Consider the following 23540-nt stretch of genomic DNA (forward strand, 5'->3'; position numbering starts at 1 on the left):
GACCCCCACCCCGGGCGCCGGGGGTTTGTTGGTTTACTTCCCGCCCGGGGGGGGGGCACTCTGGGGCTCTTTTTTGCCCCCCCCGGGGGGGGGCGGGGGGGGGGGGGGCGCCCCCCGGCCCCCACCGCGGCGGCCACGCCGCCGCCACCGTGCGTCGCGTCGCGGGCAAGCTCGGCAGCCTTGCGCTGACGCTCTTCCTCGCGTCGCTGCTCGTGTTCTTCTCGCGGTTCCTCGTGCCGGGCGACCCGGTGAGCTTCCTGCTTCGCGGCCGCAAGCCGAGCCCCGAGGCGATCGCCCAGGTCACGGCGCAGTACGGCCTCGACCTGCCGCCGTGGCAGCAGTACCTGAACTGGCTGTTCGGCGCCCTGCAGGGCGACTGGGGGCGTTCGCTGCAGTACCGCCAGGACGTCTCCACCGTGATCGGGGAGCGCCTGCCCGTGACGCTCATGCTCGTCGTCATGGCGGGCATCCTCATCGCGATCGTGGGCCTCAGCGCCGGCATCGTCGCGTCGCTCAACAAGGGCAGGGTGCTCGACCGGGCGACGCTCATCGGCCTGACCGTGCTCAGCGCGATCCCCTCGTTCGTCGGTTCGATCGTGCTCATCGCGGTGTTCGCCGTGCAGCTCGGATGGTTCCCCACGTTCGGATCGGGCGAGGGGTTCGCCGACACCGTGTACCACCTCGTGCTGCCCTCGATCGCACTCGCGATCGTCTTCGTCGTGCTCGTCGGCAAGGTCACCCGTTCGTCGATGATCGAGCAGCTCGGCCGCGAGCACGTCGAGGTCGCCACGAGCCGCGGGCTCAAGCGCGGAACCGTCATCCGCCGGCACGTCTTCCGCAACTCGCTCGGACCGATCCTCACCGTGAGCGGCATCCTCGTCGCCGGCCTGATCGTGGCCTCGACGATCGTCGAGGCGGCGTTCGGCATCGCCGGCATCGGTTCCCTGCTCGTGGCCTCGGTCGACCGCCTCGACTTCCCGGTAGTGCAGGCGATCGTGATGCTCGTCGTGACCACCTTCGTCGTCGTGAACGCGATCATCGACATCGCCGAACCCCTCATCGACCCGCGATCCGCGGCAGGAGCCAGTGCCAGATGACCGTCTCGAACAACACCCTCGCCGTCGAGGTGATGCGGGCCCCGAAGCTGAAGCCCGCGAACGCGACCTTCGGCATCGCCATCGGCGTCATCTCGGTGATGACCCTCGCCGCGATCTTCGCGCCGTTCATCGCGCCGTACCCGCCCGACCAGCTCGACTTCGCCGCGGTCAACGCGCCGCCGAGCCCCGAGCACTGGCTCGGCACCGACGGCCTCGGCCGTGACCTCCTGAGCCGGCTCATCTTCGGCGCTCGCACCGCGCTGCTCGGCCCGCTGCTCGTCGTCATCGGGTCGACCGTCGTCGGCATGCTGCTCGGCCTCATCGCCGGATGGCGCGGCGGTTGGATCGACGCGGTGCTCGGCCGCATCTTCGACGTGCTCTTCGCCTTCCCGTCGCTGCTGCTCGCGATCATGGCGGTGGCGCTCTTCGGCAAGGGCCTCGTCGCCCCGGTCATCGCGATGAGCATCGCGTATGCACCGTTCGTCGCCCGGCTCACGCGTGCGCTCATCAAGGCCGAGCGCACCCGACCCTACGTCGCGGCCTACCGCGTGCAGGGCTTCAGCGGCCCCTGGATCGCGCTGCGCCGCGTGCTGCCGAACGTGACCCCGATCGTGGGCGCGCAGTCGACCCTGAACTTCGGGTACGTGCTCGCCGAGCTCGCCGGCCTGTCGTTCCTCGGCCTCGGCGTGCAACCGCCGACACCCGACTGGGGCGCCATGATCAACGAGGCCCAGGCGGGCATCGTCGGCGGCCACTTCCTGCCCGCGCTCGAGCCGGCCGTCTGCGTCGTGCTCGTCGTCGTGGCGTTCAACATCATCGGAGAAGAGCTCTCCGACCGCATCGGAGGCGAGATCCCCGCATGAGCCTGCTCGACATCTCCGACCTGACGCTCGACCTGCCGAACGGCACCAGGCTGCTCGACGGGATCTCGCTCGGCGTCGAAGCCGGTGAGACCGTCGGCCTCGTGGGCGAGTCGGGCTCGGGCAAGTCGCTCACGGCGCGCACCGTGCTCGGCCTGACCCCCGACGGGTCGGCCCTCGGCGGGCGCGTGCTCGTCGACGGCCGCGACCTCGTGGCCGCCGGCAGGCGCGACGTGCTCGACGTGCGCCGCCACGCGGCTGCGATGATCTTCCAGGACCCCCGCGCCGGCATCAACCCGATGCGCACCATCGGCGACCACATGACCGAGACGCTTCGCCTGTGCGAGGGCAAGTCCGAGTCGGAGGCGAGGGCGCGCGCGATCGAGCTGCTCACCGCCGTGCGACTGCCTCGCCCCGAGGACCACCTCAAGCAGTACCCGCACGAGTTCTCGGGCGGCATGCTGCAGCGCGTCATGATCGCCGGTGCGCTCACGAGCTCGCCGAAGCTGCTCGTGTGCGACGAGCCGACCACCGCCCTCGACGTGACCACGCAGGCCGAGATCATCCGCGTGCTCGTCGAGCAGCGTGCGAGCCGGGGCATGGGCATGCTCTTCATCACCCACGACCTGAACCTCGCGGCGTCGATCTGCGATCGCGTCGTCGTCATGAACAAGGGCCGCGTCGAGGAGACGGGTGACGCGCGCCGGGTGTTCAGCGCACCGCAGGCGGACTACACGAAGCGGCTCGTCGCCGCGACCCCCACGGTCACCGGGTCCGCCGGGCCGGTCATCGAGATCCGGGATGCCTCGGCGCCCGCGACCTCGCCCGTCGACGCCCCCGGGGGTGACGCGGCAGGTCCGGTTCCCGAGCCGGTCGCGGCTCCGACGCCGCTCGAGCGCCCGGACGAGGCATCCGCCATCACCGTGGCCGCGGCGCCAGCGGACGACGAGCCGATGCTCGCCGTGGCGGGGGTCTCGAAGACGTACCACCTGCGGGGCAAGCCGCCGGTGCACGCGGTCGCGTCGACCGACCTGCGACTCGCCCGCGGGCGAGCGCTCGCGGTCGTCGGCGAGTCGGGCTCGGGCAAGTCGACGCTCGCGCGCATGATCGTCGGCCTCGAAGAGCCCGACACCGGTGAGATCAGGGTCGCCGGTCGCGACCGCACGATCGTGCCGAAGTCGCGGCAGGAGCGCATCGCGCACGCGCGCAGCGTGCAGATGGTGTTCCAGGACCCGTACCTCTCGTTGGATCCGCGGATCACGGCGGGCCGCGCCATCGAAGACGCGCTGCGGCTGCACACCGAGCTGTCGACGACCGGCGCCCGTGCCCGGGTGGTCGAACTGCTGGAGCAGGTGGGCCTCGGGGCGAAGCACGCGCAGGCGCGTCCGCGCACGCTCTCGGGCGGCCAGCGCCAGCGCGTGGCGATCGCGCGCGCGCTCGCGATCGAGCCCGACGTGCTCGTCATGGACGAGGCGACGAGCGCGCTCGACGTGTCGGTGCAGGCGCAGGTGCTCGACCTCGTCGCACGCATCCGCGAGGAGCGCGGCCTCACGCTGCTCTTCATCAGCCACGACCTCGCCGTCGTACGCCGAGTCTGCGAGGAGACCGTCGTCATGCGCTACGGAGAGATCGTCGAGCGCGGCAGCACCGTCGAACTCCTCGCCGCACCGCAGCACCCCTACACGCAGCTGCTCATCGACTCGGTGCCGAAGCCCGAATGGGCGCCGGAGCCGCGACGCGCCGAGGCATCCGCCTGATCTCTTGCGGTCGGTCACCGTGGTGACCCGCCCCCGTCATGCGAAACGGCCCCGCACGAGCGGGGCCGTTTCGTCGTGCGGTGCCGGGCTCAGCCCTGGCTCGTGGGACCGCTCGGCTCGTCGTCGGCGACCCAGAGCTCGTCGTCGGCGCGGAAGGTCTGCCAGACGGCATAGGCGACGCCCGCGGCGGCCACCACGCCGGCGCCGATCGCGAGCCAGGTGCCGACGCCAGGGCCCTTCTTCTGCTCGACCACGACGGCCGCCCGCGGCGAGACGCGCTCGAGGGCGCGTCGCACGCGAGCGTCGTTGGCGATGTCGCCGATCGACAGGACCGAGCCCAGGGCGGTGCCGAGCCCGCGCTCGACCGAGTCGCCGGCCGACCTGGCGTAGCGGCCCGCCTGCTGCACTCCGGGTCGGACGTAGCTCTCGTACCCGGTGCGCACCCGCGGAACGACCTCTTCGCGGGTCAGGTGCCCGAGCTGTCGGCTGGCCTCGCGAGCGACGGCATTGGCGTGCTCGAGCACGTGCTGCTGGTTCCCCCAGAGTTCCTCCGCACTGCTGCGCAGCCGCTTGAGTTCCTTCCGGCGCTTGCGTGACAGGCTCATCTCGACCTCCATCGTCAGTACAGCGAACGTTTCCATCTTGCCACCGAACCGGCTGGAAACGGGGTGGGAGTCGCAATACGGCATGCCGCTTGACGAACCTGCGCATGACAGAATATGAGGATGCCGATTCACACCGCCGTCGCGACGATCAACACCAACCACGGCCCCATCAAGGTCGACCTCTACGGAGACCACGCCCCGAAGACCGTCAAGAACTTCGTCGGCCTCGCCACGGGTGAGATCGAGTGGACGCATCCGGCCACCGGCCAGAAGACGACCGACCCGCTCTACGACGGGGTCATCTTCCACCGCATCATCCCCGGCTTCATGATCCAGGGCGGCGACCCGCTCGGTCAGGGCGTCGGCGGCCCCGGCTACCAGTTCGACGACGAGATCAACCCCGAGCTCGACTTCACCGAGCCCTACGTGCTCGCCATGGCGAACGCCGGCCGCGACCGCATCACGGGCGGCGGCACCAACGGCTCGCAGTTCTTCATCACCGTCGGCCCGACCACCTGGCTGCAGGGCAAGCACACCATCTTCGGCAAGGTGACCGACGCGGCCAGCCAGGCCGTCGTCGACAAGCTCGCCTCGGTCGCCACCGACGGCCGCGACAAGCCCCTCGACGACGTCGTCATCGAGAACATCACCGTCGAACAGGTCTGATCCAGCGGTGAGCACCGTGCCTTCGGCCGGCTCCGGGGCGGCCGATCGGTCGAACTTCTGCTATCGGCACCCCGATCGGCAGAGCTACGTGCTGTGCCAGCGCTGCGGTCGCACCATCTGCCCCGAATGCATGACGCAGGGCGCCGTCGGCGTCATCTGCCCCGAGTGCATGCGCGAGCAGCGCGCGAGCGCGCCCCGCACCAAGCCGGCCGTGCTCACGCGCGCCCGTGCTGCGGCGGGCCGCGGAGCGCCCATCGTGACGTATGCCCTCATCGGCATCACGCTCGCCGTCTACGTGCTGCAGCTCATTCCGGGGCTCGCCGTCACTGAGCGGCTGCTCTACGCCGGCGTGTACTCGATACCCGGCAACCTCGAGCCCTGGCGCATGCTGACCTCGGTCTTCGTGCACTCGACCGGGCTCATCTTCCACGTGCTGCTGAACATGTACACGTTGTGGATCTTCGGCCAGTTGCTCGAGGGGTTGCTCGGCCGCTGGCGGTTCCTCGCCCTCTACCTGATCGCCGGGCTCGGCGGCTCGGTCGGCGTGCTCTGGCTCTCCGACCCGCGCGTCGGCGTCGTCGGCGCCTCCGGCGCCATCTTCGGGCTCATGGGCGCGTTCCTGGTCATCCAGCGCCGGCTCGGCGGGCAGACGACGCAGCTGTTCATCCTGCTCGGCATCAACCTCGTGATCGGGTTCGTGCCCGGATTCAACGTCGCCTGGCAGGCCCACCTCGGCGGACTCGTGACCGGCGCCCTCGTCGGCCTCATCTACGTGGAGACGCGCAAGCGGTCGCAGCAGACGCTGCAGGTGTGGCTGCTGATCGCGCTCGTCGTCGTGCTGCTCGTGCTCAGCCTGCGTTACGTCTTCTTCCCGGTCTTCTGACTCGACGCCGCGGTCTTCGTGCCGCGCTCGCGTTGAACCCCCTCGCGGTTATCCACAATTCTCTCCACAGCTGTTGAGAGTTACACGTGTGTAATTGTCCGCCCTTCAGTGGACGGGCGGACTTCGGAGATCTCCACATCTGTGGATAACCGTGGGAAACCTGTGGACAGTGCTGAGGATGAGCGGTGGACGGCATGTGGGAAACGGCCCACCACGCGGAGTCGCTCCTGACTGGCGCCGCAGCGCCCCGGGGCCGCACCGACATGCGGAAAGGGCGGATGCCGAAGCATCCGCCCTTTCCGGTCGAAGCGAGCCGGCGTCAGCGCCAGCGGGTGGTCATGAGGAAGCCGACGAAGGCGATGCCGAAGCCGATGAGGATGTTCCACGAGCCGAGATCGGCGATGGGGAAGCGGCCCTGGCTGACGTAGAACACGATGATCCAGGCGAGCCCGAGCAGCATGAAGCCGAACATGACGGGCTTGAACCACACCGGGTTCGGTGCCTCCTCGCCGTTCGCCGCGGCCTCGGCGCGCGCCGGCTTCGTTGATTTCGTACGTGCCATGGGCTGATTCTAGCCGAGGCGCATGCATGCTCGCAGCGAGCTCACGTCCTGGCGGAATAGAATCGCCGTTATGTCTGAGTCGCAGCCCGACGGCCGGCGTGCCGCGCGACGCGCGACGCGCGATCGGCACCGCGTCAGCGTGGTCGGCGTGCTCGGCGAGCTGCTGCTCACGGCGGGCGTGCTGATCCTGCTGTTCCTCGGCTGGCAGCTGTGGTGGAACGACGCGATCATGAACACCCAGCAGTCGCAGGCGGCCGGTGAGCAGAGCGCCGAATGGGCCGAAGCGTCGAAGGCCGAGCGCGGAGGAACGCCGCCCCCGGCGACGCCCGACCCCGGCGAGCCCGTCGTCGACACCACGGAGTACGGCAACGGCGAGGCGTTCGCGGTCATGTACGTGCCGCGCTTCGACAGCGAGGGCACGCACGACTCGGTGCGCAACATCGCGGAGGGCTACGGGCTCGACGTGCTCAACAGCTTCGACCTCGGCATCGGCCACTACCCCGGCACCCAGATGCCCGGCGAGGTCGGCAACTTCGCGATCGCGTCGCACCGCAGCGCGTACGGGGGCGGCATGCACGAGATCGAGCAGCTGCAGCTCGGCGACGCGATCTACATCCAGACGAAGGACGGCTGGTACACGTACCGGTTCCGCGACTTCGAGTACGTCACGCCGGCCACCACCGGGGTGCTGGCCGCAGTGCCGCACCATCCCGAGCTTCAGCCGACCGACCGCATCATCACGCTCACGAGCTGCAACCCGCTCTACTCGACGGCCGAGCGCATCATCGCGTACGGCGTGCTCGAGTCGTGGCAGCCGGGCGCCGACAACCCGCCCGCCGAGATCGCCTCGGTCATCGCCGAATGGGGGAACTGAGCATGTACGGCGCGCTCTGGCGCATCCTTCCCGGACCGGCGTGGCTGCGCGTCATCCTGCTGCTGGTCCTCGCCGCAGCGGTCGTCTACGCGCTCTTCACGTGGGTGTTCCCCTGGGTCGACTCGATCCTCAACCCGATCAACGTCACGGTGGAAGAATGACCCGCATCCTCGTCATCGACAACTACGACAGCTTCGTCTACACGCTCAACGGCTACCTGCGCGAGCTCGGCGCGGAGACCGAGGTCGTGCGCAACGACGACTTCGGCGCCGCCGAGGTGCCCGCTCGCATCGCCGACTACGACGGCGTGCTCGTCTCGCCCGGCCCGGGCAAGCCGTCCGACGCGGGCGTGTCGATCGCGGTCGTCGAAGCCGCGCTCGCGGGCGGTCGGCCGCTGCTGGGCGTCTGCCTCGGCCATCAGGCGATCGCCGAGGCGTTCGGCGGTGTCGTCACCAACGCCGAAGAGCTCATGCACGGCAAGACCTCGCGGATCGAGCACGACGGCAGCCCGTTCTACGAGGGCGTGCCGCAGCCGTTCACGGCGACGCGCTATCACTCGCTCGCCGTGGTCGACGGCACGCTTCCGCCGTCGCTCGTCGTCACGAGTCGCACGCAGGGCGGCGTGATCATGGGGCTCCGCCACGTCGAGGCGCCCATCTTCGGTGTGCAGTTCCACCCCGAGTCGGTGCTCACCGAGGGTGGGTACCGCATGCTCGGCAACTGGCTCGCGGTCGCGGGCCTGCCCGAGGCGCGAGCTCGCGCCGAGCACCTGAGCCCGCTGGTGCGCGCGAGCGCCTGACGGCGAGGCGCGCCCGGGCCGGCACCCACCACGCTCCGGCAGGTGAGTTCGCCGAAGGCTCGCTGCTACCGCTCAGCCGAGGCTCAGCCCGCGCAGTAGGTCAGCTCGACCTCCGAGCCCTGCGGCACCTCGCCCGGCGCGAGCGACTGATGCGTGATGGGGGAGCCGGGCTCGGTGGGGCACGACGTGTCCTGGACCGGGGTGACGTTCAGTTGGCGGTCGTCGGCGGTGAGCAGGCCGACCGCGGCGTCGAGGGAGACGCCGATCACGTCGACCATCTCGACCTTGCCGTTCGACAGCGTGAACTCGACGGTCGAACCCTGCTCGACCGCCTTTCCGGCCTCGGGAATCGTGGAGAGCACGACGTCGGCCGCGACGGTCGCCGAGTTGACGCGCGTCTCCTTGCCGGGCTTCAGCCCGGCCGCTTCGAGCGCCTTCTTCGCCTCCTCGAGCGACATGTTGACGGTGTCGGGCACCTTCACGGCTTCGCGTCCCGTCGAGACGTAGACGGTGATCGCCTGCCCCGCGTTGACGATCTCGCCCTCAGCGGGCTCGGTGCCGATCACCTGGTCGGCCGGGACGGTCTCGTCCGTCTGGTCGACCTCGGTCGCGGGCAGCCCGAGCTTCTGCAGCTCCTCGACCGCCTGCTCGTAGGTCATGCCCGCGACGGCAGGCACCTTGCGCGCGCTCGAGGGTATCTCCTCGGTCGGCTGCAGATTGAACGCCCAGTACATCACCGCGATGACGATGACGATGACGCCGATGATGCCCGACCAGATCCAGATCGCCGGAGGGCGACGCTGGGTGCGCGACATGGTCTCGTCCTCGGTGAGCTGCCGCAGGGCGAGCTCCGAGCTCGAGAGCGACGCGGTCGGCGCGCCGAACAGCATCGTTGCCTGGTCGGGCTCACGATGCACCGGCACCCGACCGGATGCCGCGGTGTCGACGTCCGCGCGGAACTCCACCGCCGTCTGGTAGCGCTGGTCGCGGTTCTTCGCAAGGGCTCGCATGACGACCGCGTCGAGCGCCGGCGAGACCTTCGGGTTGATCACGCTCGGCTTGACCGGCCGCTCGCTCACGTGCTGGTAGGCGACCGCGACGGGCGTGTCACCGCGGAACGGCGGCCGCCCGGTGAGCAGCTCGAAGAGCACGACGCCGGTCGAGTAGAGGTCGGTGCGGGCATCGACCGTCTCGCCCTTCGCCTGCTCGGGTGAGAAGTACGACGCCGTTCCGAGGATCGCCGTCGTCTGGGCGACCGTCGTCGACGAGTCCGAGACCGCCCGGGCGATGCCGAAGTCCATGACCTTGACCTGGCCGGTCGTCGTGATCATGATGTTGCCCGGCTTGATGTCGCGGTGCACGACGCCTGCCCGGTGCGAGTACTCGAGCGCCGTGAGCACGCCGTCGATGACCCTGACGGCCGCGGCCGGCTCGAGCGGGCCGTCGTGGATGATGTCCTTGAGCAGGCGCCCCTCGACGAACTCCATGACGATGAACGGCAGCTGCACCTCGTGGCCGGAGGCGTCGACCACCGTCTCTTCGCCGGCGTCGAACACCCGCACGATCGTGGGGTGCGCCATGCGAGCGGCCGACTGCGCCTCCTGGCGGAACCGCATGCGGAACGCCGGGTCGGTCGCGAGCTGGGGCTTCAGCAGCTTGACGGCGACCTGGCGGCCGAGCCGGGTGTCGGTGCCGACGTGCACGTCGGACATGCCGCCGCGCCCGATGAGCGCGCCCACGCGGTAACGCCCGGCGAGGACGCGTCCTTCATCGTTCACGGTGTGCGGCTCCCTTCAGGCGGCTCGGCCGTTCGTCTCTACTGTCTACTGGTTGCGGATGCCTCGGCGCGGCGTCAGCCGCCGGTGCCGAGCTCGGTCGTGTCGGGGCCCTGGACGTCGGCCGGGACGACCTGCGTCGAGCCGGCCGGCGAGGTCGGCGAGCTCACCTGACCGCAGAAGTAGACGTAGGTGACCTTGATCGTCGAGTTCTCCGCGGCGTCCTTGTTGACGAGCATCTTGGCTTCGTTGGTGTTCGAGTCGAACTGCAGCTGATTCGCCGTCGCCGGACCATCGATCGTCAGCGAGTAGCCCGAGAGCGTCTGCCCTGCCGGGCACTGGGCGCGACTCCACGAGACCGTGAACTCCTCTTCGGGATTGACCGTCTCGGGGAGGGTGGGTGCCGGCGGTTCTGCCGGTTGCTCGACCGCGGCGTAGTACGTGATCGTGATCTCGCTGTTGAGCGGCACCGGACCCGTCGGGTTGACGTCGTAGACGGTGCCGACCAGATCGGGGTCGGTCGCCGCGTTGCCCTCGACCGCGTTCGCGACCATCTTCAGTTCGGACAGCTTCGCGCGCGCCTCGTCGACCGTGAGGCCGATGAAGTCGTCGGCGTTGATCTGCGCCGTCGTCGGGGCCTCGCTGGTGGGCGGGGGTGTGTCGGTCGGCGTCTGCGACTGCGTGGTCGCCGGCGTCTTCGTCGACGAGGTCTTCACCGGGTCCTTCTGGCCCGAGTTCAGAGCGAGCGCGATGATCGTGCCGATCAGCACGATCGCGAGCAGCGCGATGAGCACGATGAGCGGCCACGTCCACGGGCTGCGCTTCTTCTTCTCGCCCTCTTCTTCGCCCTCGGGCTCGCCGTCGGGGGCAGCTGTGGGCAGCACCGTCGTCGCGGCGGTCGCACCGGCCTGCGGCAGGAGCATCGTCGCCGCCGTGAGGCCGGCCGCGCCGAGCACGGCGGGCACCGCCGCCGCCGCGCCCTGCACGTCGCCGCGACGCAGGGCGGTCGCCGCCCGCGCGAGGTGCGCGGCCGACTGCGGACGGTCGGCCGGGTTCTTCGCGATGCACGAGTAGACGAGATTGCGCACCGGCTCGGACACCGTGACGGGGAGGTCGGGCGGCGTCTCGTTGATCTGCGCCATCGCGATCGCGACCTGCGACTCACCGGTGAACGGACGGCGACCCGCGAGCGCCTCGTACGCGACGATGCCGAGCGAGTAGATGTCGGTCGTCGGCGACGCCGGGTGACCCGAGGCCTGCTCGGGCGAGAGGTACTGCACCGTGCCCATGACCTGGCCGGTCGCGGTGAGCGGCACCTGGTCGGCGATGCGCGCGATGCCGAAGTCGGTGATCTTCACGCGTCCGTCGGGCGTGATGAGCAGGTTGCCGGGCTTGATGTCGCGGTGCACGAGGCCCGCCGCGTGCGCGGCCTGCAACGCCGCCGCGGTCTGCGCCACGATGTCGAGGACCTTGTCGGTCGAGAGCACGTGCTCGCGCTCGAGGATCGTCGACAGCGCCTCGCCGGGCACGAGCTCCATGACGAGGTAGGCGCTGCCCTCTTCCTCGCCGTAGTCGAAGACGTTCGCGATGCCCTCGTGGTTGACGAGCGCGGCGTGACGGGCCTCGGCGCGGAAGCGCTCGAGGAACCCGGGGTCGCCGAGGTACTCGTCCTTGAGGATCTTGATGGCGACCTGTCGGCCGATCACGAGGTCGGTGGCCTGCCACACCTCGCCCATCCCGCCGATCGCGATGCGGGATTGCAGTTCGTAGCGCCCCCCGAAGGTGAGCCCTGCGCTCGGTCTCATTTGTTCAGCACCGCCTCTAGTACCTGCTTTGCAATAGGTGCGGCAATCAGGTTGCCGTACCCCTCCTGGCCCATTCCTCCGCCGTCTTCCACGAGTACCGTGATCGCGTACTGAGGGTCGTCGGCGGGGGCGAATCCGGTGAACCACAAGGTATACGGGTCATCCTCGCCGTTCTCCGCAGTTCCGGTCTTACCGGCCACGCTGACGCCGTCTATTCTTGCATTACTCGCGGCCCCGTTCTCGACGCCGTTGACCATCATCTGCACCATTGTGCGCGCCGTCTCCTCGCTGATCGCGCGGCCGAACTCCGTCGCCTGGAACTCCTGCAGCGGGCGGAAGTCGGGGGCCGTGATCTGGTCGACGAGATTCGGGTTCATCACGATGCCGCCGTTCGCGATCGCGGCCGACACCATCGCCATCTGCATGGGCGTCGCGCGGACGCTGCCCTGGCCGAACGCGCTGAGCGCCGTCTGCGCGTCATCGAGGCCCTTCGGGTAGACGCTCGGCTCGGTCTCCGTCGGGATCGCGAACTCGTGGTCGAAGCCGAACTTCTCGGCCTGGTCGCGGATCGCGTTGTCGCCGAGCTCCACGCCGAGCTCCGCGAACGGGATGTTGCACGAGAGCCGGAGCGCGTCGGCGAGCGTGACCGTGGCACCCGGACCGCACGTGCCGCCGCTCGAGTTGCGCACGACCGACGACGAGCCGGGCAGGGTGTATTCGCCCGGGTTCGGGAAGGTCGACTCGGGCGTGTACTTGCCCGACTCGAGCGCCGCCGCCGTCACGACGAGCTTGAACACCGAGCCGGGCGGGTTCATGTCGCCGCCGGTGGCGCGGTTGTAGAGCGGATCGCTGGGGTCCTCGACGAGCGCGTTGTACGTCTCGAGCACCTGCTCGCCGTCGTGCACCGCGAGGGCGTTCGGGTCGTAGGTCGGCTTCGTGACCATCGCGAGGATGCGTCCGGTCGAGGGTTCGGTGACGATGACGGCGCCCGTGTAGTCGCCGAGCGCGTCCCACGCGGCCTGCTGCGCGACCGCGTCGATCGCGACCTCGACCGAGGCGCCCATCGGGTCCTGTCCGGAGATGAGGCGGTTGAGCTGGTCGAAGAACTGGCTCGACGACTGCCCGCTGAGGTAGTCGTTGAGCGAGCGCTCGAGGCCGGTCGCCTCGCCGTTGACCGGGATGTACCCCGTCACCGGGGCGTACAGCGGCCCGTTCGAGTAGACCCGCTGGAACCGGTAGAAGTCGTTCGACGGTTCCGAGAAGGCGATCGGGTCGCCCTTCACGAGGATGGGCCCTCGCTCGACCGAATAGCTCTCGTACAGTGTGCGCGAGTTGCGCGGGTCGGCGGCGAGCGAGTCGGCCTGGACGAACTGGATGATCGTCGACGACACCAGCAGCGTCAGGAACATGGCGAGTGCGAGCACCGAGACCCGCTTGAGTTCGCGGTTCATCCGTCGATCACCAGCCTCGGATGGTTGCGGACCGTATCGGACAGGCGCAGCAGCAGGGCCACGATCATCCAGTTGGCGACGAGCGACGAGCCGCCGGCCGCGAGGAACGGCGTCGTGAGGCCGGTCAGCGGGATGACGCGGGTGACGCCGCCCACGACGATGAAGACCTGCAGTGCGACGACGAACGCGAGGCCGACGCCGAGCAGCTTGCCGAAGTCGTCCTGCCCGGCGAACCCGATGCGGAAGCCGCGGGCCACGAAGAGCAGGTAGAGCGAGAGGATCGCGAAGATGCCGGCCAGCCCGAGCTCCTCGCCGAGCGAGGCCATGATGTAGTCGCTCTGCGCGACCGGGGTGATGTCGGGCCTGCCCTGGCCCCAGCCCGTGCCGATGAGTCCGCCGTTCGCGAGCCCGAACAGGCCCTGCACGAGCTGGTAGCTGCCGCCGATCTCGGCGCTGAACCGGTCGTCGGCGAACGGGTCGAGCCAGTTCGCGAAGCGGTTGCCCACGTAGCCGAGCGTCTGGCTCGCGATGATCGCGCCGGCGAAGAAGAGCGAGAGGCCGAGCACGACCCACGAGATGCGGCTCGTCGCGACGTAGAGCATGACGAGGAAGAGCCCGAAGTAGAGCAGGGCGGTGCCGAGGTCGCGCTGGAACACGATGACCGCCATCGAGAGCGCCCAGACGACGAGCAGCGGGCCGAGGTCGCGGGCCCGGGGGAACTTCATGCCGAGGAACTTCGTGCCCACCATCGACAGGGAGTCGCGGTTGCGCACGAGGTAGCCGGCGAAGAACACCGCGAGGGCGATCTTCGCGATCTCACCGGGCTGGAAGGTGGCGATGTCGCCGATGCCGATCCACACCCGTGCGCCGTACACCTCGCGGCCGAGACCCGGGATGAGCGGAAGGAGCAGCAGCACGATGGCCGCGAGCCCTGAGACGTACATGTACTTGAACAGGACCCGGTGGTTGCGGATCACCATGATCACCACGATCGCGGCGATGATCGCGATCGCGCTCCACGCGATCTGGCGCACCGCAGCGCTCTCCCAGCCCGCCTCGTTGTTCGCGATGTCGATGCGGTAGATCATCGCGATGCCGAGGCCGTTGAGCACGGTCGCGATCGGCAGCAGGAACGGGTCGGCGTCGCGTGCGACGAACCGCATCGCGAAGTGCAGGCCGAACACGAGCAGCGAGAGCCCGGCGCCGAGCAGTACGAGCTGGGTGTCGACGCGGCCGAGCGCCCCGAGCTGCACGAGCACGATCGCGGACGCGTTGATGACGCAGGCCACGGCGAGCAGCCAGAACTCGAGGTTGCGCAGCTTCTGCGGCATCCGGATTCTGCGGACCCCGCTGGGCGGGGTCGTCGGCTTGGCGGGCGTGCCGCCGTCGCCGGCGGTCACGACGCCCTGCGTGGGCAGGTCGGAGCGGTCAGTCAAGGGACGCCTCCAATCGCTCCACGATCTGGGATGCCTCGGCGAGCGAGCCCGCGCTGATGGTCTGCTCGACGCGCTGCTGGTCGTACGTGCGCAGCTCGGACACGTCGATCTCGGTCTCGCGGTGCAGCTCGTGCAACGAGATGGGGCCGAGATTCTGCTGGATGCCCTGGTAGATGGCCACCCGGCCGTTCGACTCGCCGACGTAGTAGCGCGTCTGCGTCCACTGGTAGCCGAGCACGACGGCCGCGACGATCGCGGCGACGAAGAGCGTGATCCACACGCCCCACACGATGCGGCGGCGGCGCCGCCGGCGCTCGTCCTCCTCGATCAGCTCGTCGAAGTAGTCGGCCGAGTCGGGCTCGAAGTGCGTCTCCTGCACCGGGTGCGGCCGGAACGGCGTCAGGCGGATGCCCCGGGGCTTCACGGGCTCGGCGGCGGCGCCGAACGCGAGCGGGGCGGCGGCGGAGCCGACGATGAGCGGCGGCGTCGCCGGGGCGGCGGGCTCGCCGATGTCGACCACGACCACCGTGACGTTGTCGGGTGCGCCGCCGTCGAGCGCAGCCTTGACGAGTCGGTCGGCGACCGGCTTGGCGCCCGCCTCGGAGGACATGAGCTCGTGGATGTCGTCGAACGCGACGACGCCCGAGAGTCCGTCGGAGCAGAGCATCCAACGGTCGCCCTCGCGGGTGTCGAGCACCATCTGGTCGATCTCGGGCGACGCCTCGACATCGCCGAGCACGCGCATGAGCACCGAACGACGGGGGTGCACCATCGCCTCTTCGGCCGTGATGCGGCCGGCGTCGACGAGCCGCTGCACGAAGGTGTGGTCGGTCGAGATCTGGCTGAGCTCGCCCGAACGGAGCAGGTAGATGCGCGAGTCGCCGATGTGCGAGATCACGATGCGGTCGCCCAGGTGCAGCATGGCGCTCACGGTCGTGCCCATGCCGGTGAGCTCGGAGTGCTCGGCGACGGTCTCGGCGAGTCGGCGGTTCGCCGCGATCAGGGCGCCCTCGAGCGCGGCGGCGGCCTCGGGGGCGCTGTCGTAGTCGAGGTCGGCGTCGGCGATGCGCCGCGTCGCGATCGCGCTCGCGACATCGCCGCCCGCGTGACCGCCCATGCCGTCGGCGACGAGGAACAACCGGCGTCCGGCGTAGCCGGAGTCCTGGTTGTTCGAGCGGATGCGCCCGACATGCGAGACCGCTGCGCTCGCCTTGACCGCCGGCATCGGTTACCGCCGCAGCTCGAACGTCGTCGCGCCGACCTTGACGGTGGCTCCGAGCGGGATGGGCGTGGGCACGGTCACTCGGGAGCCGTTGAGGAAGGTGCCGTTCGTCGAGTCGAGGTCCTGGATCATCCACCGGCCGTTCCACAGCATGAGCCGGGCATGGTGGGTCGAGGTGTAGTCGTCGCGGATGATGATCGCCGAGTCGCTCGACCGGCCGATCGTGATCTCGTCGGTGCCGAGCGGGAACTCGGTGCCCGACTTCGCGCCGTTCGTGATGATCAGGCGCCGCGCGTTGTCGCTCGAGGCGAGCTCGCCGTTGCCGCCGGACGGCGGCGTCGTGACCGCCTCAGTCGGCGCGGCCGCCGCGGCCGGCGCGGATGCGACCGGCGAGCTCGGGAACGAACTCGCCGTCGGTGCGGACGCGGCCGCCGCGTCGGGCTGGAGCTTGCGCACGCGCTGGCCGAACAGGTCGCTGCGCAGCGCGTACACGATCGCGAAGATGAACACCCACAGGAGCAGCAGGAACGCGAGCTGGAGGACGAGGAGGGTCAGTTCGCTCATACGGTCGGCCCCCAGAATCCGCCCATGTCGTGACGACGGGTGGCCGACGGCGGCTCGCCGCCGCCGGCGGCCTGGGCGAGCACGCGGAACACGATGCGCGATCGCCCGATCGTGATGACGGAGTCGGGTGGCAGGATGGCCTCCTTCACGGGGGCGCCGTCGAGCTGGGTGCCGTTGGTCGAGCCGAGGTCGCGCACGCGGGCGCGCGATCCGTCCCACTGGACCTCGGCGTGGCGGCGCGAAGCGCCCGAGTCGTCGAGGGTGACGTCGGCCTCCGAGCCGCGGCCGATGACCGTGCGGCCCTTGATGATCGGGTAGCGCTTGCCGTTGACGTCGAGCACCGGGGTCCAGGCCACCTGGCCCTTCACGTTCTGCGAGTCCACCTGCACCATGCCGACGCTGAGGCCCTCGTCGGACCGGAGCGCGATCGTGATGCCGCCGGCGAACTGGAAGTGCTGGCTCGCCGCGTGCTTCTGCACGAGGTCGACCAGCTCGTCGATGAGTGCGGGACCGAGCCCCGACATGTGCTCGTGGTCGGTCGGCGACATGCGCACGACGAAGTTGTTCGGCACGAGCACGCGGTCGCGCGAGACCACGGCCGCCTTCGTGTCGATCTCGCGCTTGAGCGCCGAGGTGATCTCGACCGGTTGCAGCCCCGAACGGAAGGTCTTCGCGAACGCGCCGTTCACGGCGCGCTCGAGACCTTTCTCGAAGTTGTCCAGTAGGCCCACAGGTCTCCCGATTCCGGTGTCTGACTTCGCGTCATGTTAGCGCGAGCGGCTGGAAACACCCCGGATCAGTCGATCGGGATGACGGTTTCGATGTCGTCGGCGTCGAGCGACAGGGTCGGGATGGACGCCGTGAGCAGGGTACCGTCGGCCCGGCGCGTGCCCGCGACATCCTGCATCGTCGGCGAGCCGTAGAGCCGCGGCCCCTGGCCGTCGAGCGGCACCGACACCGGCGCGTCCGCCGTCACCGTCACCTCGACGCCGCGCACCGAGAGCGTCGCGGCGGTGCCGGCTTCGACCGTGAACGCGATCTGCTCGGGGGTCAGCTCGACGCGGACGCGGGTGCCGAGCACGGTGACCCTGAAGGTGAGCCCCGTCCAGCCGTCGGGCAGGCGCGGGTCGAACGTGAACCGGCCGCCGTGGTCGCGGAATCCGCCGAAGCCCGAGACGAGCGCCGACCACACGCCGCCCGTCGAGGCGACGTGCACGCCGTCGGCCGCGTTGTGGTGCAGGTCGGCGAGGTCGACGAACAGGGCCGATCGGAAGTACCGCATCGCGAGCTCGTGGTAGCCGACCTCGGCCGCGACGATCGACTGCACGACCGCCGACAGCGTCGAGTCGCCCGTCGTCAGCGGGTCGTAGTACTCGAAGTTCGCGCGCTTCGCCTCGGCCGTGAATCGGTCGCCCTGCAGGTAGAGGGCGAGCACCACGTCGGCCTGCTTGAGCACCTGGAAGCGGTAGATGACGAGAGGGTGGTAGTGCAGCAGCAGCGGACGCCGGTCGTCGGGCGTGTTCTCGAGGTCCCACAGCTCCTTCTGCAGGAACGCCGAATCCTGCGGGTGGATGCCGAGCTGCTCGTCGTAGGGGATGTGCATGTGCGCCGCCGCGCGCCGCCAGCTCGCGACCTCGGCCGGCGTGACGCCGAGTCGATCGACGAGCCGGTGGTAGGCCGCCGCATCGTTCACCTGCAGGTTGTCGACCGCGCCCGCCGCGGCCGCGAGGTTCGCGCGCGCCATGACGTTCGTGTAGAGGTTGTCGTTCACGACGGTCGTGTACTCGTCGGGACCGGTGACGCCGTGGATGTGGAACACGTCGTCGGCGTTCGACCGCCAGAAGCCGAGGTCCTCCCACATGCGGGCGGTCTCGACGAGGACGTCGATCGCGCCCCGGCCGAGGAAGTCGTCGTCGCCGGTCGCGGCGACGTACTGGCACAGGGCGAAGGCGATGTCGGCGTCGATGTGGTACTGCGCCGTGCCCGCCGCGTAGTACGCGCTCGACTCGAGGCCGTTGATCGTGCGCCACGGGAAGAGTGCTCCGCGCTGGTTGAGCTCGAGCGCCCGGGCGCGCGCGGCGTCGAGCATGCGCTGCCGGAAGCGCAGCACGTTGCGGGCGACGATCGGCGCCGTGTACGTGAGGAACGGCAGGACGTAGATCTCCGAGTCCCAGAAGTAGTGCCCGCCGTAGCCGGAGCCCGACACGCCCTTGGCCGCGACCCCGCCGCCGTCGGTGCGCGCCGTGGCCTGCGCGAGCTGGAACAGGTTCCAGCGCGTCGCCTGCTGCAGCATCGGCCGGCCCGCGATCTCGACGTCGGAGCGGGCCCAGAAGTCGTCGAGCCACGACCGCTGCTGCGCGAACAGCTCGCCCGTGCCGATCTCGGCGGCCCGGTCGAGCGTGCGATCGCAGCGGTCGGCGAGCTCGCGCGCGGGCACCTTGCGCGCCGTGTGGTAGCTGATCGTCTTCGTGATGCGGATCGGCATGCCCTGCTTCGCCTGCACCCGGTACACGTGCTTCGCGAGGTCGTCGCCGATCGTGCCGCTCTCGGTGAACGGGTTGTCGGTCGTGATCGCGTGCTCGGCGCCCACGGCGAGGGTCATGCTCGAGTTCGTGCACTGGTAGCCGAGCATGTAGCGGCCGCCCTCGGTGCGCTTGACGCGCGGCTGCAGCACCCGGTCGTTGAACTGCTCGGCCTTGCGCGGATCGAAGGCGCCGGGGGTCTGCGCCTCCTGCTGGACGCCAGAGCGGTACTCGTCGCGGCCGTCCTGGCGGTTGAGGATCTGGCTCGAGATCGTCACGGCGGCGTCGGCGTCGAGCAGTTCGACCTCGTAGTCGACGACCGCGAGGTGCCGGTCGGTGAAGCTCGTCATGCGACGGCTCGTGATGAGCACGCGCTTTCCGGCCGGCGTGCGCCACTCGATCGACCGGCTCAGCGCGCCGAGGCGGAAATCGAGTCGCCGCTCGTACGAGAGCAGCTCGGCCTCGGTGAGCACGAGCGGCTCGTCGTCGACGTAGAGCCGGATGATCTTCGCGTCGGGCGCGTTCACGATCGTCTGCCCGACCCGCGCGAAGCCGAACGCCTCCTCCGCGTGGCGGATCGGCCACGTCTCGTGGAAGCCGTTCACGAACGTGCCGTGCATGTGGCCGTCGCGGCCCTCTTCGACGTTGCCGCGGAGGCCCAGGTAGCCGTTGCCCACGGCGAAGAGGGTCTCGGTGCGGCCCATGTCGGACTCGCCGAACTCGGTCTCGACGAGCGCCCACTCGTCGACCGGGAACCTGCTGCGGTTCAGGGGGTCGTCGTCGGCGAACCTCATGTGGTGTCCTTCCGGTTCGGATCGAGATCGGGGATCAGCTCGTCGAGCTCGTCGACCACGACATCGGCGCCGAGACGCTCGAGCACGTCGCGACCGACCCCGCGGTCGACGCCGACGACGAGCCCGAAGTCGCCCGCCGCGCCCGACTTCACGCCCGACTCGGCGTCTTCGACGACGGCGCACGCGGTGGTCGGCAGGCCGAGCAGCTCGGCGGCGCGCTCGTACGTGTCGGGGGCGGGCTTGCCGGGCAGTCCCTCGCGGGCCGCGACGGCACCGTCGACGACGACCTCGAAGCGGTCGGCGATGCCCGCCGCCTCGAGCACGGACGGCGCGTTCTTCGAGCTGGAGACGACGGCCACGAGGCATCCGGCCGCCTGCACCGCGTCGAGGAAGGCGACGCTCGCCGGATACGGCGCGACGCCCTCGTCGGCCAGCGTCTCGTTGAAGGCGGCGTTCTTGCGGTTGCCGAGCCCGCACACGGTGTCGGCCTCGGGGGGATCGGCGGGTGTGCCCTCGGGCACGTGGATGCCTCGGCTCTCGAGCAGGCTCCGCACCCCGTCGTAGCGCGGCTTTCCGTCGATGTACGCGAAGTAGTCGGCGTCGGTGTACGGCGCGGCGCCGTGCGCCTCGAGGTAGGGGGTGAAGAGGCGCGACCACGCGTGCATGTGCACGATCGCGGTCGGGGTGAGCACGCCGTCGAGGTCGAAGAGCCAGCCGCGGATGTCGCGGGGCCGGGTCGCGCGTTCGGATCGCTCGTCGGGGGTGGAGGTGGGGAGATGGGTCACGGGGCGCTCCTTTCGTCGCATCGGTCGGTGGGCGCCGGTACCCGGGGTTCCGATGCTATTCCCGGCCGGCCGACGGGCGCGAGGCCGGTGCGCGACTCGGAGCGGATGCCAAGGGTTCTGCTCCGGGCGGGTCGAAGGGGTGCGGAGGCGTCTCGAATGGAGTTGTCGGCCGCGAGGTGTTAGGCTCTCGTGGCTGGACGCACTACGGTGCGACCGCACATGCGCGAGTGGCGGAATTGGCAGACGCGCTGGCTTCAGGTGCCAGTACTCGCAAGGGTGTGGGGGTTCAAGTCCCCCCTCGCGCACGAACAGAAGAGCCCCCGCGGTCGCGGGGGCTCTTCGTCGTTCGAGGATGGTTCCCTCGGCCGGGTCTACTTCGCGAGGAAGGCGAGCAGCGCCTCGGTGACCTCGTCGCCGTGCGTCCAGAGCAGCCCGTGCGGCGCGCCCTCGATCTCGACGTAGTCGGCAGCGGGGAGTCGCTTCACGAACTCGCGGGCGGTCGAGTCGATCGGGAGGATGCGGTCGGCGGTGCCGTGCAGGATGAGGCTCGGCACCTCGACCTTCGCGATGTCGTCGCGGAAGTCGGTGAGCCAGGACTGCACGACCGCCGACGAGGCGTACCAGGAGGCGCCCGCCGCGGTGTTCCAGCTCGCGCGGACGGCCGCATCGCTGATGCGGCTGCCGAGCGTCTCGTCGAGGTTGTAGAAGTTCTGGAAGAACTCGTCGAACCAGGCGTAGCGGTCGGCCTTCGCCGCCTGCTCGATGCCGGCGAAGACCTCGGCGGGAACGCCGGCCGGGTTGTCGTCGGTCTGCAGCAGGAACGGCTCGAGCGAGGCGAGGAAGGCGGCCTTCGCGATGCGCTCGCCGCCGTACGCACCGAGGTAACGGCCGAGCTCGCCCGTGCCCATCGAGAAGCCGACGAGCACGACGTCGCGCAGGTCGAGCGTCTCGAGCACCGCCTTCAGGTCGTGGGCGAACGTGTCGTAGTCGTAGCCGGTGGTGGGCTGGCTGGACTTGCCGAAGCCTCGCCGATCGTAGGTGATCACGCGGTAGCCGGCCTCGAGCAGCGCGGCCGACTGCTTCTCCCACGATGCGCCGCTGAGCGGGTAGCCGTGGATCAGCACGACCGGCTGCCCGGACCCGTGGTCCTCGTAGTACAGGTCGATGTTCTGCGAGTTCTCGGTTCCGACGGTGATGTACGACATGGGGTCCTCCTGGGTTCCTTCCGGTATAACTGGATTGCAGTTTCAATCCGGTTAGTTCTGGTGTGGATGCAACGCTATAACCCCATCGCTATTCCATGCAAGTTAGAATTGGGGAACACCGGATGAACCCCGAGGAGCCGTCATGACCGAGCCCGTCGCCACCGCAGGGCTGCTGCTCGACCTCGTCAACTCGCGACTCGTCTACGACGATCGGGTCGACGACGAACTCGACGACGAGCGGGGGGCGGCTTGGCTGCGTGCCCACGGAGTCCCCGCCGAGGCATCCGACCTCGACGACGCCCGAGCGGTGCGCGATGTGCTCGTCGCGGTGCTGCGCGGCACCCGCTCGCCGGATGCGCTCGAGCCCTGGCTCGTGGCGATGACCCGCCGGCCCGAGCTCGCCGCCGAGGGAGGGCTCGTCTGGCGCGACCGCGACGAGGCGGGCCGCCGCATCGGCGGTTCCGCCATCCGTGAATGGGCGGCGCTGCAGTCCCCGTCGGGGTCGCGCATCCGGCCGTGCGCCGCGCCCGACTGCCAGCACTTCTTCATCGACACGAGTCGCGGCAACGCGCGGCGGTGGCACTCGATGGAGAGCTGCGGCAACCGTGAGAAGGCACGTCGCCACTACGCGAAGGCGGCTCTCTGAGCTGAGATCCCGTCCGGGGTCATCGGCACCTGCGCGCGCCCGCCGGGTCGTGGATCGGAATCGTCCGGGGCGCATCCGCCCTCGAACGGTCTCCGCGGGTGGCGTTCTGCCTGCGATGCTTCCAATCGGTCGACGGGATGATTGGATGGATCCCTGCCGATTCCCGCAGACCATTCACATCGAGGTGAAATGACCAGTTTGGAAACCACTCCGGCCGAGGCGACGGAGCCCGGTGGTGAGGCGAGCGACGCGCTGCCGCTCGTCGAGGATCGGGCGGGAGAGGCGCGCGATGAGGCGCCCGCTCCGCCGCTGCGGCGATCGCGCGGGATGCTCGTCGCGATCTGGCTGCTCGCGATCGCACTGTCGGCGGCGATCGCGGGCGGCGTCTGGTACTACCTGCAGCTCCAGGACGCGCAGGATCGGCTGATCGAGCAGCAGCAGCGACTCGAGGAGCAGCGCGATCTCATCGAGAAGAAGGAGACGTTCGGCGCGGCGATGGACGGGCTCGTCGAGTCGGCGGCGAAATTCGACGGCGTGCTCATGGCGTCCGCCGTGCCGTGGGAGGACTACCGCCGGCTCGCGGTGCAGTCATGGGTGCATCGCTGGGATGCGTCCGAGCTCGCCGACGACACCCGCGCCGTGGAGCGCGCGACGGCCGAACTCGAGTCGCGCTGGGGTGCTGCGCAGACCCAGGCCGCCACGAACGCCACCGGATCGACCTACGAGTCCGTCATCGACCGCCTGTCCGGTGGATTCGTGGAGTCCGTCATCGATGGCACCGATCAGCTCTGCGATGTCGACGTCGGCGACCGCGATGTGCTCGGGTGCGTCATCAGCGACGATCCCTATCTCGTCCACTTCGACGCCAGCGCCAACGCACTGCCGTACATGACCGACGAACTGCGCACCGGAATCGCCTACCACGAGTTCGCACATGTGCTGCAGTTCACCAATCCCGTCGCCACCGCTGACGCGCTCGACGCGTTCGACGGCGACGGCGAGGTCATGGCCGACTGCTTCGCCCTCACGTTCCTCGACGGCTGGACACTCGACCACCGCATCTGGACGAGTGACTACGAGTACTGGGACGTCAACATCGGCTATGGGAAGGCGTGCACCGGCCCGCAGCAGCAGGCTGTCCGCGACTGGTACGGGCGACTCGGCGTCGAGCTGAAGCCGATCTCGAGCGGCGCGCTCACCTGACGCCGACGGGCGTCGGCCACGGAGCACCC

Annotated in this window: 22 protein-coding genes and 1 tRNA gene; 11 read left to right on the forward strand and 12 right to left on the reverse strand. The window is 69.7% G+C overall.

Going from position 1 to position 23540, the window contains the following annotated elements; translation table 11 throughout:
* Positions 1-149 precede the first annotated feature (149 nt).
* The 3 genes from ACWGPE_RS00005 to ACWGPE_RS00015 are packed head-to-tail and all read left to right on the forward strand — an operon-like array spanning position 150 to position 3714.
* Positions 150-1097: an ABC transporter permease gene (locus ACWGPE_RS00005; RefSeq protein ID WP_452047854.1), complete on the forward strand. Its 948-nt coding sequence runs from the start codon at positions 150-152 to the stop codon at positions 1095-1097.
* Entirely contained in the window at positions 1094-1960 is an 867-nt protein-coding gene (locus tag ACWGPE_RS00010; RefSeq protein WP_231429230.1) for an ABC transporter permease, read from the forward strand. The genes ACWGPE_RS00005 and ACWGPE_RS00010 overlap by 4 nt, the downstream gene beginning before the upstream one ends.
* On the forward strand, positions 1957-3714 hold the full coding sequence (locus ACWGPE_RS00015) for a dipeptide ABC transporter ATP-binding protein (RefSeq protein WP_452047855.1): 1758 nt from the start codon (positions 1957-1959) through the stop codon (positions 3712-3714). Before ACWGPE_RS00010 ends, ACWGPE_RS00015 begins: the two co-directional genes overlap by 4 nt.
* A gap of 89 nt (positions 3715-3803) precedes the next feature.
* On the opposite strand, the gene ACWGPE_RS00020 is transcribed toward ACWGPE_RS00015, so the two are convergent.
* On the reverse strand, positions 3804-4319 hold the full coding sequence (locus ACWGPE_RS00020; RefSeq protein WP_231429228.1) for a hypothetical protein: 516 nt from the start codon (positions 4317-4319) through the stop codon (positions 3804-3806).
* 120 nt (positions 4320-4439) lie between these two features.
* Here ACWGPE_RS00020 and ACWGPE_RS00025 point away from each other — a divergent pair, with 120 nt between their 5' ends.
* The gene (locus tag ACWGPE_RS00025) at positions 4440-4985 is read left to right on the forward strand and encodes a peptidylprolyl isomerase (protein ID WP_231429227.1); all 546 of its coding nucleotides are present in this window, start codon (positions 4440-4442) and stop codon (positions 4983-4985) included.
* Positions 4986-4992: 7 nt separating this feature from the next.
* Positions 4993-5868, forward strand: a complete 876-nt coding sequence (locus tag ACWGPE_RS00030) for a rhomboid family intramembrane serine protease (protein ID WP_231429226.1) — start codon at positions 4993-4995, stop codon at positions 5866-5868.
* A gap of 319 nt (positions 5869-6187) precedes the next feature.
* On the opposite strand, the gene ACWGPE_RS00035 is transcribed toward ACWGPE_RS00030, so the two are convergent.
* Entirely contained in the window at positions 6188-6430 is a 243-nt protein-coding gene (locus ACWGPE_RS00035) for a cell division protein CrgA (RefSeq protein WP_231429225.1), read from the reverse strand.
* Between the two features lie 70 nt (positions 6431-6500).
* Here ACWGPE_RS00035 and ACWGPE_RS00040 point away from each other — a divergent pair, with 70 nt between their 5' ends.
* Genes ACWGPE_RS00040 through ACWGPE_RS00050 form a run of 3 tightly spaced genes read left to right on the forward strand, consistent with a single transcriptional unit; the run spans position 6501 to position 8103 of the window.
* A complete protein-coding gene (locus ACWGPE_RS00040) occupies positions 6501-7304 on the forward strand; it encodes a class E sortase (RefSeq protein WP_452047856.1) in 804 nt (267 codons plus the stop codon).
* A 2-nt stretch (positions 7305-7306) separates the two neighbouring features.
* On the forward strand, positions 7307-7465 hold the full coding sequence (locus ACWGPE_RS00045) for a hypothetical protein (RefSeq protein ID WP_231429223.1): 159 nt from the start codon (positions 7307-7309) through the stop codon (positions 7463-7465).
* Positions 7462-8103 (forward strand): anthranilate synthase component II, encoded by a 642-nt coding sequence (locus tag ACWGPE_RS00050; protein WP_231429222.1) that lies wholly within the window; start codon positions 7462-7464, stop codon positions 8101-8103. The genes ACWGPE_RS00045 and ACWGPE_RS00050 overlap by 4 nt, the downstream gene beginning before the upstream one ends.
* A gap of 83 nt (positions 8104-8186) precedes the next feature.
* On the opposite strand, the gene pknB is transcribed toward ACWGPE_RS00050, so the two are convergent.
* The 9 genes from pknB to ACWGPE_RS00095 all read right to left on the reverse strand — a co-directional run bounded on the left by pknB (position 8187) and on the right by ACWGPE_RS00095 (position 20457).
* A complete protein-coding gene (gene pknB, locus ACWGPE_RS00055) occupies positions 8187-9881 on the reverse strand; it encodes a Stk1 family PASTA domain-containing Ser/Thr kinase (RefSeq protein ID WP_275506978.1) in 1695 nt (564 codons plus the stop codon).
* Positions 9882-9955: 74 nt separating this feature from the next.
* Entirely contained in the window at positions 9956-11683 is a 1728-nt protein-coding gene (locus tag ACWGPE_RS00060) for a protein kinase domain-containing protein (RefSeq protein ID WP_452047857.1), read from the reverse strand.
* The gene (locus ACWGPE_RS00065) at positions 11680-13134 is read right to left on the reverse strand and encodes a peptidoglycan D,D-transpeptidase FtsI family protein (protein ID WP_452047858.1); all 1455 of its coding nucleotides are present in this window, start codon (positions 13132-13134) and stop codon (positions 11680-11682) included. Before ACWGPE_RS00065 ends, ACWGPE_RS00060 begins: the two co-directional genes overlap by 4 nt.
* Positions 13131-14465, reverse strand: coding sequence for an FtsW/RodA/SpoVE family cell cycle protein (locus tag ACWGPE_RS00070; RefSeq protein ID WP_231432217.1), 1335 nt, complete (start codon positions 14463-14465; stop codon positions 13131-13133). The genes ACWGPE_RS00065 and ACWGPE_RS00070 overlap by 4 nt, the downstream gene beginning before the upstream one ends.
* A 97-nt stretch (positions 14466-14562) precedes the next feature.
* Complete coding sequence (locus ACWGPE_RS00075) at positions 14563-15795, reverse strand: PP2C family protein-serine/threonine phosphatase (RefSeq protein WP_231429218.1); 1233 nt, start codon at positions 15793-15795, stop codon at positions 14563-14565.
* Between the two features lie 3 nt (positions 15796-15798).
* On the reverse strand, positions 15799-16356 hold the full coding sequence (locus ACWGPE_RS00080) for an FHA domain-containing protein FhaB/FipA (RefSeq protein WP_231429217.1): 558 nt from the start codon (positions 16354-16356) through the stop codon (positions 15799-15801).
* On the reverse strand, positions 16353-17087 hold the full coding sequence (locus ACWGPE_RS00085; RefSeq protein ID WP_231429216.1) for an FhaA domain-containing protein: 735 nt from the start codon (positions 17085-17087) through the stop codon (positions 16353-16355). The genes ACWGPE_RS00080 and ACWGPE_RS00085 overlap by 4 nt, the downstream gene beginning before the upstream one ends.
* A 65-nt stretch (positions 17088-17152) precedes the next feature.
* Positions 17153-19672, reverse strand: a complete 2520-nt coding sequence (locus ACWGPE_RS00090) for a glycoside hydrolase family 65 protein (protein ID WP_275506976.1) — start codon at positions 19670-19672, stop codon at positions 17153-17155.
* Positions 19669-20457: an HAD family hydrolase gene (locus ACWGPE_RS00095; RefSeq protein ID WP_374201069.1), complete on the reverse strand. Its 789-nt coding sequence runs from the start codon at positions 20455-20457 to the stop codon at positions 19669-19671. Before ACWGPE_RS00095 ends, ACWGPE_RS00090 begins: the two co-directional genes overlap by 4 nt.
* A 221-nt stretch (positions 20458-20678) precedes the next feature.
* On the opposite strand from ACWGPE_RS00095, the gene ACWGPE_RS00100 reads away from it, so the two are divergent.
* Positions 20679-20762, forward strand: a tRNA-Leu gene (locus tag ACWGPE_RS00100).
* A gap of 66 nt (positions 20763-20828) precedes the next feature.
* Here the strand turns inward: ACWGPE_RS00100 and ACWGPE_RS00105 are convergent.
* Complete coding sequence (locus tag ACWGPE_RS00105; protein WP_231429214.1) at positions 20829-21662, reverse strand: alpha/beta fold hydrolase; 834 nt, start codon at positions 21660-21662, stop codon at positions 20829-20831.
* A 142-nt stretch (positions 21663-21804) separates the two neighbouring features.
* Between ACWGPE_RS00105 and ACWGPE_RS00110 the strand changes: the two genes are divergently transcribed.
* Both ACWGPE_RS00110 and ACWGPE_RS00115 read left to right on the forward strand, forming a co-directional pair.
* Positions 21805-22308, forward strand: coding sequence for a CGNR zinc finger domain-containing protein (locus ACWGPE_RS00110; RefSeq protein ID WP_452047859.1), 504 nt, complete (start codon positions 21805-21807; stop codon positions 22306-22308).
* A 189-nt stretch (positions 22309-22497) separates the two neighbouring features.
* Entirely contained in the window at positions 22498-23511 is a 1014-nt protein-coding gene (locus ACWGPE_RS00115) for a hypothetical protein (protein WP_452047860.1), read from the forward strand.
* Positions 23512-23540 lie beyond the last annotated feature (29 nt).

The sequence above is a fragment of the Agromyces sp. NPDC055658 genome (assembly GCF_053618155.1).